Consider the following 10,667-nt stretch of genomic DNA (forward strand, 5'->3'; position numbering starts at 1 on the left):
TATTCACGGGGTTATTTAGCGCGGCGTAAATTGTAATAGCAGTGCCCTCACTCATCAGGAGGGCACTTTTTTGATTGGGTGAGTGTCAGAAAGACTCCCAGTCAGCCCCATTGCTTGTTGACGTTGCGGGCCTCAGGCTAACCTTGCTGCGAGCCGCTGCGGGTGCGTGTTTCGGCTTCGCGGTCTCTGAGCTCAGCTTGAACACGGAAACCAGTTGAGTGAGCTGTTCAGCCTGTTGTTCCAGTGATAATGACGCCGCAGACGACTCCTGAACCAGCGCAGCATTCTGCTGGGTCGTTGAATCCAGCTCCGTCACTGCTTTACCAATCTGATCAATACCTCTGCTCTGCTCTTCTGAGGCGCTTGAAATTTCATTCATAATCCCGCTCACGTTGGTGACTGAGGATACAATCTGCTCCATGGTCGAACCGGCTTTATTCGCCATTTCTGAACCGGTCATCACGCGTTGCACGGACTCTTTTATCAGCCCTTCGATCTCCTTAGCGGCATTAGCGCTGCGTTGGGCCAGGCTTCTTACTTCGCCCGCCACCACCGCAAATCCGCGCCCTTGTTCACCTGCGCGTGCCGCCTCTACAGCAGCGTTAAGTGCAAGGATATTGGTCTGGAAAGAAATGCCATTTATTACGCTGATAATATCCGTGATCTTGTTTGAGCTTTCAGTGATAGTTTCCATCGTGCTGACGACGTCCCAGACAATTTTCCCACCGGAACGCGCATGCTCTGCCGCCACCCCTGCGAGCTGACTGGCTTCACGCGCATTGTCTGCATTGCGCTTAACCGTTGAGGTCAACTCTTCCATACTTGCCGCAGTTTCAACCACCGCAGCAGACTGCTCTTCCGTGCGGGAAGCCAGGTCAATATTGCCTGCCGAAATATCCGACGAGGCATTAGCCACATGAATTACCGACTCTTTAATTTGGGTGATCATGTCGCGAAGTCTGTCATTCATCATGCCCATTGCCTGCGTCAGGCGGCCCAGTTCATCGGTTGACTGCGGCTCAATGATGGCGGTCAGGTCACCACCGGCAATACGTTCAGCCAGCGTCAAATTATGTTTTATCTGGCGTGTCATCTGCCGGGTAAGCAGCCAGGCGACCAGTAACCCCGTCAGCACGGCGCAAATGGCAACGATACCCATAATTATCATTACCCGCTGAATAATATCGATATTTTTCTGGGTCTGGCCGGTCACCAAATCGGCAGTAATGGTGTTAATTTTTTCTGCGATACCGGTGAGATCCGTAGCAGCTTTCTGCGATTCCTGCAGAGCATTCATATAAGAGACAACGTTATCCTGCATCCCGTTAAGAAATGCCTGCGCCAGTTCTTTGTCTTCCGCATTGAGGCTCAGGTTTTCTGAATGGACGATCTTCGACGCGGCATCGGATTGTGCCTTGAAAACATCTACCCCCTGCTTACCTGCCGATGACTGGATTGCATAAGCGGCACCCCAGATATTATTGAGGCGATTGAGTAACGTTATTTCATCTTTAGACGTATTTTCTTGCTGCTCTATGCGGGTACTGAATTTATCCAGCAAGGTTTTCAGCTCGGGAGAGGTCAACCCCTGCGCTTTCCCGACAGTCACTTGTTCCAGTTTAACGAACGTGTCGCGGTGGCTGGCATAGTCAGGAATAGTACTGCGCAATTCTTCAAACAAAACGCGGGCATCGCTGTCCCAGGTAAAGTCCAGACCAGTGATTGCTTTTTGATCCATCTTTTCAATGGCGACTTTATTCGCCTGAAGTGATGTTTCATCATGGTTTAATTGATAATTCAAGCGGCTACGTCGCGCAGTATTAAGCTCCGTGCTGATTTCATTGATTAATTTGCCCTTTAAGGCATGGTCACGGATATTGGCAGACTGTTGTATGCTGATGAGTGAAGACAGCACAATAATAACGATTAAAACTGCAAACCCGCCAAACAGCTTGGCAGCCACAGGCAGATTTTTTATTGACGGTAACAGCTTAGACATAGAGGTATCCTCAGTAATCTTTCTTAATTTTCGAAAGATGGTTTCATTTTTACTTCTTATCTGATCACAGGTTTATTCACTTGTTTTTGAGGACTCAGGAGAAGTTGGCCATCTACTTACTTATCGTCAATTACGCAATTTCTTTTAATAAAATAATGGGAAAAGAGATCCACTGAAAATATATCCCAGACAAATGAATAACGTTGCAAAAAATAATGTGGGCAAGTCTACATATTACTATGCGGTTATCGTGGTAATGATGATCCCGCAAAGTTATTTATTCTCTGATGCCATAGCCTGGCGTAAACCTATTAATGAGTTTTCACTATCCGAAGGATATTTTGGAGTGGCTGATAGCGTGTTATTAATTATCGTTTCGCACTGTCCGTGAAGCCTGTTTACGATAATATGCTGAGCTGCTTCACTATTTACCCTGCCGGGATATGCCCCAGGCTTGTTTTTCAGCACTCACCATCGACAACCTTCATCGTGCCAGCAAAGAGCGAAAAGCAGGCATCCGTGATTTTCGCTCAGCAACAAAAAAGTTCTGCTAATACTTAAGCCTCGCGTTTTTCTGCCCACTTCAGCATTGCATCGAGAGCAGGGCACAGCGCCTGTCCCCACTCAGTGAGCCGATATTCCACTTTCGGCGGCACCTGGGGATATACCGTCCGCGACACGATTCCGTCGGCTTCAAGCTGTCGCAATTGCTGCGCCAGCATCTTCTGCGAAATACCGGGGATCAGTTTTTCGAAATCGGAATAGCGCTGCACCTTTCCGTCGAAGAGATGAAAAAGAATAATTAATTTCCAGCGCCCTTCCAGCAGTCGCAGGACTTGCTCCACGCCGCTTGCAGCAGATTCCGGGCTATATAACTTACTCATAATATAGTCACTCACTTTTTCGTGCGTACTTGTCAATTTCACAGTCTATGTTGAAAATTCCCGTACTGTAAATTACGGGAGTATAAAGCCATGTCATTATCACTACCGCACGCTATTTCTACCTATTTCGCGATCAGCAATGGTGGCGATATCGCCAACGTTAAGCACTGCTTTACCGCAGATGCCGTCGTGAAAGATGAAGGTAAAACCCATCAGGGACATGCGGCGATCGAGGCATGGCAACGTGCCGCGCAGGCCGCGTTTGACTACAGCGTTGAGCCGGTTCAGATTCTCATCGACGGCGACCGGGTGACCGTCACGTCGAACGTCGCCGGTAATTTTCCCGGCAGCCCGGTAGTGCTGAAACATACTTTCGGCCTGGCCGGCGACAAGATCAACACACTGGAGATTGTCTGATGTCGTGGGATCTTGATTTCCAGGGCACGCGCGTGGTGGTGACGGCGGGCACTAAAGGCGTTGGTAAAGCGGTCGTCGGGTTATTAAAACAGCTGGGCGCCAGGGTGTTAACGACGGCGCGCCACGCTCCTGCGGAATGTCTCGCCGATGTCTTCGTCGCGGCAGACCTGACCACTGCCGACGGGTGCGCCTCAGTAGCGCAAGCCGTTCAGACGCACCTGGGCGGTGTCGATACCATCATTCATGTGGTGGGCGGTTCTACCGCTCCCGCCGGTGGTTTTGCGGCGCTGGGCGAAGAGGAATGGCAGCAGGAACTCAACCTTAATCTGTTGCCAGCGGTACGCTTAGATCGTGCGCTGTTGCCAGGAATGCTGGCACAGGGTAGCGGAGTGATCATTCACGTCACCTCTATCCAGCGTGAATTGCCGTTGCCGGAATCGACCACCGGCTATGCAGCGGCCAAAGCGGCGCTCTCGGCATACAGCAAAAGCCTGTCGAAAGAGGTTTCGCCAAAGGGAATTCGGGTTGTGCGCGTTGCGCCCGGCTGGATCGAAACCGAAGCGGCGGTGGCACTGGCGGAGCGGCTGGCGCAGCAGGCGGGAACGGATTATGAAGGCGGTAAACAGATCATCATGAATGCACTCGGTGGTATTCCGCTGGGGCGTCCGTCAAAGCCGATTGAGGTGGCGAATCTCATTGCCTTCCTCGCCTCATCTCATGCAGCCGCCATCACCGGTACCGAATATGTCATCGATGGCGGCACCATCCCGACGGTGTAACGCTGTATCACAATCGGCGCATCATTTGCGCCGATTGCGATCGCTTGTGGAAATCGGATAACCGTAATCTCCGCTCATTAGCATCGCTTTTAACCCAGGGGATATTTTTTAAACGCTGGCAGGGCTTCACATGCTTCAGCAAGCGACTGAATGTTTTTAAAATTGTCTGCCGCTACCACCCCTGGGATCATGAACTGAATAAACGACCACACCACCGTACTGGTTACCGCGACCTGGTCAGGGCGGGGTGCTATAGCGCGACCTTCAAGCAGAGTATCCCATTCACGGCATGCTGCGAGCAGTTGCCGGGTAATTCGCTCAACCCACGGCTGATGTTGTTTTTCTTCTGGTCTGAGCTTGTGCTCATAAATATTTTGCACCGCTTTTTCGCAGGCTGCGAGAATAATGCCCAAAATCTGCAGATCTTTTGCCAGCGCGTCGGTATTGGCGGGTAAAAGTTTGTGATTTGCTCCGGACAGGGCTTCAAAATAATAAAGAATGAGCGTTGAATCCATCAACTGCAAACCGCTATCCAGAATGACCGTCGGGGCTTTGACTACCGGGTTAATGCGGGAAAACTCTTCAAATGTGCTAAATACCGAGAGCGGCATACTGTTGAATTCGATGCCATAGAGTTCCAGGGATACCGCAACACGCCTTACGTAAGGCGAATCCATCATACCAATGAGTTTCATCGTTATTCCTGTTCGTGCTACACAACTGTCGTTAATCGATTACCTGTCAGCATCAGGTGATTCGGCAAAGCAGGCAGGCACACATTATCGTAAATCTGCAGGGGCGAATATCATGGATTCCTTACCTCAGGTGTTAGTATTTCTAACCTGTTATTCCACTTTCGCAGGATGAAAAGGCAACGATGGAAATTAATCCATTTAAAATCATTAAGTTAATTTATCACGCCATTAAATCCAGATTTAAAAAAGGTTTATATGGTAGTAACGTTAACGTATTAAACAACGTTAAGAAAAATGCCCTATGTCGGATTACCCACCTATCTCCGCTCTGCGAAGTTTCGAGGCGGTTGCGCGCCTTGGCAGCGTCACGTTGGCCGCGAACGAGATGAACATAACGCATTCAGCTATTAGCCAACACATTAAAACGCTGGAGGGCATAATAGGCATAAAGCTATTTATCCGTCACGGGCGCGGGGTACAGATTAATGAAGAAGGGAGGCTTTATGCTTTGCAAATACGCGAAGCATTGAACCGTATCTCGGATGCCACCAGGCTGGTGCAGGTGAAACCGCGCGCAATAGAACTGACGCTGGCGACATTGCCTTCTTTTGGCTGTCACTGGTTATTGCCGCGCCTTTCGCGATTCCGCGAGAAATATCCCCATATCTCATTACGTCTGCAGGCCAGTCTGACGGTGACCAACCTGCAACAGGAAGGCATCGATATTGCGATTCGTATGGGTCAGGGTGACTGGGAAGGAATGGAAAGCCGCTTTCTTTTTTCTGATGAGCTTATTGTCGTCGCCGCACCCGGTTATAACAATGGCAAGCTACCTGGTACGCCAGACGAGGTGGCAAAGAGCAGCATTATTTTTTCGATGGAATCGTGGAAAAGCTGGTGCCTCAATGCAGGGCTGGAGAAAGAGATCCTGCCTGCCGGGTTACGCATTAATGATTCAAACCTGGTCATCGAAGCCGTACGACGGGGAACCGGCATTGCTCTGGAGCGTCGCTCTCTGGTTGAAGACGCTATTTCACGGGGAGAGCTGGTACAAATAACTCCGGTCACCGCACCTTATCCCTGGCACTACTGGCTTGTGACATCCCCACTGGCAGAAAAAAAGCCGGAAGTCGCTCTTTTTATTGCCTGGCTGGAGGAAGAAATAATAGTCGGGAATAAACAGCGGCAGTAATGAGCTCACCGGCGGTTGTGCGCGAGGAGCATAAATAACCGCGTTATTGCGGGCACCCTGTACTTCTGGAAATGGCAAAACCCTACCGACAACAGGATAACTCCCCTCTTTTATCGTGGCAGTGGTAATAAACGTCACGTTGGCACAGTAACTAATTCAAAAATATTAAACATGAACGTCATAAAATTCGAACTTTAACGCCAGACATCAATTCCGGTTACTTTTTCCCTCTTGCAGCCAGCGCCTTCTCTGGGTTTCCGCATTCCTTTGCTCATGCTTTTTCATGTTTTATCCCGGAAAAATACCCATATTATTGTCTTGACATAGGTTTACGTTCAATTCAGGAATATTAAGTTTTGTTTGATAATGATAATGTTTATCAGAATCATTACCATAAATTACCAATATTCAGGGTTGACGATGAGACGCACAAAAATTGCCGCAGCAGTGGCCATGCTCATGGCCGGTAAATGCAGTTATGCAGCAGAACAAACCATAACGGTGTCAGGGAATATTCTTGGCGATTCACGCGCAGAAGAAGTGAAAACCTGGGCCGGTAGCCGCACCGTTATCAGCAACGATCAATTGGAAAAAGGGGCCAATCGCACTCTTGATGATGCGTTACAGCGTGTGCCCGGGGTCAAGATTCAGGATGAAACCGGTACAGGCGTGCTTCCGCAAATTGCGGTACGTGGCTTGTACGACAGCCGCAGCGGCCGCGCACAAATCCTTGAGGACGGAATTCCACTGGTACTGGCACCTTACGGCCAGGAAGGTATGTCGCTGTTTCCTGTAACATTTTCGACCATTGATCGCATTGACGTGGTTCGCGGTGGCGCGGCAGTACAATATGGCCCGAATAACGTTGGCGGCGTCATCAATCTGATCAGTAAACCCATTCCGCTGAAATGGGAAAATGAGATTGCCGAGCGCGCCACGTTTTACGGTAAGGGACACAATCTTTGGGATACCTACCTTCGCACTGGCGGCATGCTGAATGATGACTTCGGGCTGCAGGTCGAAGCTAACCAGGTAAAAGGTAGCTCGTTCCGCGAGCATAGCGACAGCAAAGTTCAGAACTTCCGCGTACGCGGCCTGTGGAATATCAACGAAGACACAACCTTAAATCTCTCCTACCAATACTACGATGCACACGCCGATCTGGCGGGTGCCCTTTCGACCGCAGACTATAATCGCGATCGCCGTCAAAGCACCCGTCCATGGGATGATTACGACGGTCACACCAAGCGTTATAGCGCAGTTTATAACCAGCAACTCGGTTCACTGGGTTTTATTGATAACGCAGAATTTAACTGGATGTTCTTTGGTCATGAGTCGGATCGTGATTTCCACGTCGGCATGAGTAAAGTCGCCGGTCAAAACTTCAACCCGGCCTTACCTGCCGATATCGTGCAAAACTCGCCGCGCAGTTTCAGGGTCTGGGGGACTGAACCGCGTATCAGCATGGATATCAACGGCGATAATGTGAACCAGCAATGGATTGTGGGTGGGCGCTTTGTCAGTGAAAAAATCGATTACCAGGTACGTCAGCGCACCCTGGCAACAGGCGTGACAGCGGTAACGCGTGACTGGGACTTTGATAATAATGCCTGGGCAGGTTATATCAGCAATGCCGTCAAACTGTTCAATGACACGCTGACCATTACGCCGGGTATGCGCTATGAGAACATCAGCGAAAAATACACCGATAAAAAAACGGGCCAACGAACCTCCACACCGGACACGCAGTGGCTACCCGGCCTGACGGTAGGTTACCAGCTTACCTCGCAGTGGTTCCTGTATGCAGACATGCAGAAAAGCCTGCGTCCGGCACAGGCTACGCAAATCGTCAAAGGCGGCGACGTCAACTCTGAACTGGCGTGGAACTACGAGAGTGGCGTACGTTACAAACCAACCGAGAATGTCAGTCTTCATGCCGGTCTGTATCGCATTGATTATAAAGACCAGATCTCCTACGACAGCGTATCCGATAGCTATCTCAACATCGGACGCACCCGCCATCAGGGCGTTGAGCTGGAAGGGTTCTGGAGCCCGCAAGCCATTGAAGGCCTCAAATTGCATGCAGGATATGCTTACCTGCAGGCTGAACAGCGTAACGGCGTGAACCGTGGTAAGGAAGTGCCGTATGCCTCGCGCACGCAGCTGACGTTGGATGGAAGCTATGACTGGCGTGAAACCACCTTCTCACTGGCAGGCTACTACTTTAGTAAATCCTATTCGGATGCAGCGAATACCGTTTCGGAGAACAGCACCGGTTCCGTTGGTCAAATGCCGTCTTACTGGGTATGGAATGCTCAAGTGAGCCGCGATCTGTTTAAGTCAGGCAGTACCGTGCTGAACGGCTATGTCGGAATTAACAATATCTTTAATCGCGACTACTGGTTCCGCGGTATTGATACCAGCCCGTGGGGACGTCAGCCAGCGCCGGGACGTTCAGTCACTGCGGGCGTTAGCCTGAAGTTCTGATAGCCAAAAGAAGCCCGTCACGTTGAACGGGCTTCTTTCATTAAGGCTGGACGTAAAACAACCCGCTGTAAGGAATGCCGACAAAGTCGCGGTATAGCGATGCTAAATCGGCCTGCGGATCGACATCGTCAAACTGCTGAGGATGGAAAAGTTTAGCCATGGCTTCCAGTGCTACTACGTTGAAAGGGCTATCGTAGAATTGGTGATAGATGGCCATTACCTGCTTGCCCTTCGCCACGGGCAATACACTCACCCCTTCTCGCTGCATCAATTTCTGCAGCTTCGGTAAGGTACTGGCGCGGCTGGCTTCATATCCCAGCGGCACTGCCAGCGAAGAACTCCCGCGCTGGCTCCAGTCGGCGCCACTCATTAAATAAATGTCGGGGCGCACCGCAATCAGCAATTCGGCGCTAATATCGGCTCCCTGAGGGGGAACTTTGTCCGCCATCAGATTGCGGCCACCGGCTTCAGGAATGAACTGGCCAAAACTGTCGCGACCAAATACGGTACAACAGTTCATGCCCGTCATACCGGCATGGTTTTCAAACACAACGCCAGGCCACGCTTCGCGGGGGATTGTTGCCACTCGCTGGCGGGTACGATCCAACAATTGATTCCAACGCTGAATGAAACGCCCGGCATTCTGCTGTTCGGCAGTCACCTCCCCCAATAACCGCATACTCTTCGGTGTATGGGTTAAGGGTTGCTGGCGAAAATCGATAAACACCACCGGAATTCCGCTTTTCTCCAGTAATGCCAGCGTCCCTTCACTTTCGAGCTTCTTCAGGATCCCCGTATCGAAAACAATCAGATCCGGTTTTAGCATCGCGGCTTGCTCAACGTTAAAGCTGCTCCGGTAAGGGTTAATAAATACCGGTATGGAAGGCAGCGCTGGATAATGCCGGGTAAAAAAACGCCCCATATCCGGCGCCCGGGTTTGCAGCGAATCATCCCATCCGACAATCCCTTTAAGCGCATCGCCAGGATGCAGCAGGCTCATCGGTAACAACATCCGGCTGTCAGCGAGAATGATGCGCGTTGCGGGTGCGTTAAGCGTGACCTGGCGACCGGCAAGATCGGTCACCGTAACCGATTGAGCCTGTGCCGCCCACGGCCACACTAAAGCGGTAAATATAATAATAAGCCACTGGCCTTTCATTCTGGCGATTTCCTTACTGAGCTTGCGCTGACTAAACCACACATAAGTGTTTTTAATTTTTGCTGCCATCAATATGGCAACCCCAAACAGCCTTTTATCAAATATTAGATATATATCAAAAAGTTACAATAAAACCGCAATCAGACTACTTCGATTCAGCAACTATCACTTAGTGAATTTATTTAATGATCTTGTTTAAATCTTTTGAAAAGCGCTAGTTCATTAGTAATGATAATGTAAATGATAAGCATTACCAACATGGACTAGTTATATGATCTCGCTTGCACTACCAGGGGAACGCCGCAGGTCCAGCAATGGGCTATTTGGCATTCTGAACTCCGTTCCCCACCCAACTCTTGTTGAGATGATTGCCATTGCCGGGTATGACTTCGTGATACTCGATCTGGAACATCTTCCCCATAACGAAACGCTTCTTAGCCACTGTATTCAACTGGCACAACTCAACCACTGCACCCCATTGATACGCCTCACCTGTGACGATATTCCGCGTGCCGGACGCCTGCTCGATATGGGAGCTGGCGGGATTGTACTATCACGGGCGGAAAGTGCGGAACAGGTTAACGCCCTGAAAAATGCGATGTTCTTTCCCCCCATTGGAACACGAGGTATCACCGGCGGCAGCGTAACCGGCTTTGGTACTTTGCCCCTTGAGGATTATATCCGCCAGGTCAATGAGAAGTTATGGCTGGTACCCATGATTGAAACGCCGCCCGGCATTGAGGCTATTGACGCCATATTGCTTATCCCTCAGGTCACAATGGTTATGGAAGGTGCGCTTGACCTGGCAATGAGCATGCAACTTGGCCCGCAGCCTACGCATCCTGAGGTTGAAGCGCTTATTCGCCAACTGGCTACACGTTGCGCAGCCGCAGGGAAATCTTTTTGCGCCAACCCCCGCACCGCAGAACAGCAGCAATACTGGCAACGCCAGGGCGTGGACAGCTGGCTGTGCGGCGAAGATCGCGGTTTTTTGTTTCGGGCGCTAAAGCAACGGCTTACTGACGTTCAGTCTCTTTAACCTTTCCTACTCAACA

General features: G+C 50.4%; 9 protein-coding genes. 5 read left to right on the plus strand and 4 right to left on the minus strand.

Annotated features, from left to right (window positions below; all coding sequences use genetic code 11):
* Positions 1 to 85: 85 nt before the first annotated feature.
* Together Y71_RS23875 and Y71_RS23885 are read right to left on the minus strand one after the other, a co-directional pair.
* Positions 86 to 1,999, minus strand: coding sequence for a methyl-accepting chemotaxis protein (locus Y71_RS23875; RefSeq protein ID WP_007372910.1), 1,914 nt, complete (start codon positions 1,997 to 1,999; stop codon positions 86 to 88).
* A 557-nt stretch (positions 2,000 to 2,556) separates the two neighbouring features.
* Entirely contained in the window at positions 2,557 to 2,883 is a 327-nt protein-coding gene (locus Y71_RS23885; protein WP_007372908.1) for a winged helix-turn-helix transcriptional regulator, read from the minus strand.
* A 90-nt stretch (positions 2,884 to 2,973) separates the two neighbouring features.
* On the opposite strand from Y71_RS23885, the gene Y71_RS23890 reads away from it, so the two are divergent.
* Both Y71_RS23890 and Y71_RS23895 read left to right on the plus strand, forming a co-directional pair.
* Positions 2,974 to 3,300 carry a nuclear transport factor 2 family protein gene (locus Y71_RS23890; RefSeq protein ID WP_007372907.1) on the plus strand — a complete coding sequence of 109 codons (327 nt, stop codon included), beginning with the start codon at positions 2,974 to 2,976 and terminating at the stop codon, positions 3,298 to 3,300.
* Entirely contained in the window at positions 3,300 to 4,079 is a 780-nt protein-coding gene (locus Y71_RS23895) for an SDR family oxidoreductase (RefSeq protein ID WP_007372906.1), read from the plus strand. Before Y71_RS23890 ends, Y71_RS23895 begins: the two co-directional genes overlap by 1 nt.
* A gap of 89 nt (positions 4,080 to 4,168) precedes the next feature.
* Here the strand turns inward: Y71_RS23895 and Y71_RS23900 are convergent, their stop codons facing one another.
* A complete protein-coding gene (locus Y71_RS23900) occupies positions 4,169 to 4,774 on the minus strand; it encodes a glutathione S-transferase family protein (protein WP_007372905.1) in 606 nt (201 codons plus the stop codon).
* Between the two features lie 301 nt (positions 4,775 to 5,075).
* On the opposite strand from Y71_RS23900, the gene Y71_RS23905 reads away from it, so the two are divergent.
* Together Y71_RS23905 and Y71_RS23910 are read left to right on the plus strand one after the other, a co-directional pair.
* Positions 5,076 to 5,966: a LysR substrate-binding domain-containing protein gene (locus Y71_RS23905; protein ID WP_007372904.1), complete on the plus strand. Its 891-nt coding sequence runs from the start codon at positions 5,076 to 5,078 to the stop codon at positions 5,964 to 5,966.
* A gap of 420 nt (positions 5,967 to 6,386) precedes the next feature.
* Positions 6,387 to 8,453, plus strand: a complete 2,067-nt coding sequence (locus Y71_RS23910; RefSeq protein WP_035943075.1) for a TonB-dependent receptor family protein — start codon at positions 6,387 to 6,389, stop codon at positions 8,451 to 8,453.
* Between the two features lie 40 nt (positions 8,454 to 8,493).
* On the opposite strand, the gene Y71_RS23915 is transcribed toward Y71_RS23910, so the two are convergent.
* Positions 8,494 to 9,612: an ABC transporter substrate-binding protein gene (locus Y71_RS23915; RefSeq protein ID WP_035943073.1), complete on the minus strand. Its 1,119-nt coding sequence runs from the start codon at positions 9,610 to 9,612 to the stop codon at positions 8,494 to 8,496.
* Positions 9,613 to 9,883: 271 nt separating this feature from the next.
* On the opposite strand from Y71_RS23915, the gene Y71_RS23920 reads away from it, so the two are divergent.
* Complete coding sequence (locus tag Y71_RS23920) at positions 9,884 to 10,651, plus strand: HpcH/HpaI aldolase family protein (RefSeq protein ID WP_035889929.1); 768 nt, start codon at positions 9,884 to 9,886, stop codon at positions 10,649 to 10,651.
* Positions 10,652 to 10,667: the final 16 nt, after the last annotated feature.

It is taken from the genome of Kosakonia radicincitans DSM 16656 (assembly GCF_000280495.2).
GTDB lineage: Bacteria > Pseudomonadota > Gammaproteobacteria > Enterobacterales > Enterobacteriaceae > Kosakonia > Kosakonia radicincitans.

Bases quoted from the DNA above. Each gene is read 5' to 3' on its own strand.
- Y71_RS23875 (WP_007372910.1), bottom strand. From the start codon at position 1,999: ATGTCTAAGCTGTTACCGTCAATAAAAAATCTGCCTGTGGCTGCCAAG.
- Y71_RS23885 (WP_007372908.1), bottom strand. From the start codon at position 2,883: ATGAGTAAGTTATATAGCCCGGAATCTGCTGCAAGCGGCGTGGAGCAA.
- Y71_RS23890 (WP_007372907.1), top strand. From the start codon at position 2,974: ATGTCATTATCACTACCGCACGCTATTTCTACCTATTTCGCGATCAGC.
- Y71_RS23895 (WP_007372906.1), top strand. From the start codon at position 3,300: ATGTCGTGGGATCTTGATTTCCAGGGCACGCGCGTGGTGGTGACGGCG.
- Y71_RS23900 (WP_007372905.1), bottom strand. From the start codon at position 4,774: ATGAAACTCATTGGTATGATGGATTCGCCTTACGTAAGGCGTGTTGCG.
- Y71_RS23905 (WP_007372904.1), top strand. From the start codon at position 5,076: ATGTCGGATTACCCACCTATCTCCGCTCTGCGAAGTTTCGAGGCGGTT.
- Y71_RS23910 (WP_035943075.1), top strand. From the start codon at position 6,387: ATGAGACGCACAAAAATTGCCGCAGCAGTGGCCATGCTCATGGCCGGT.
- Y71_RS23915 (WP_035943073.1), bottom strand. From the start codon at position 9,612: ATGAAAGGCCAGTGGCTTATTATTATATTTACCGCTTTAGTGTGGCCG.
- Y71_RS23920 (WP_035889929.1), top strand. From the start codon at position 9,884: ATGATCTCGCTTGCACTACCAGGGGAACGCCGCAGGTCCAGCAATGGG.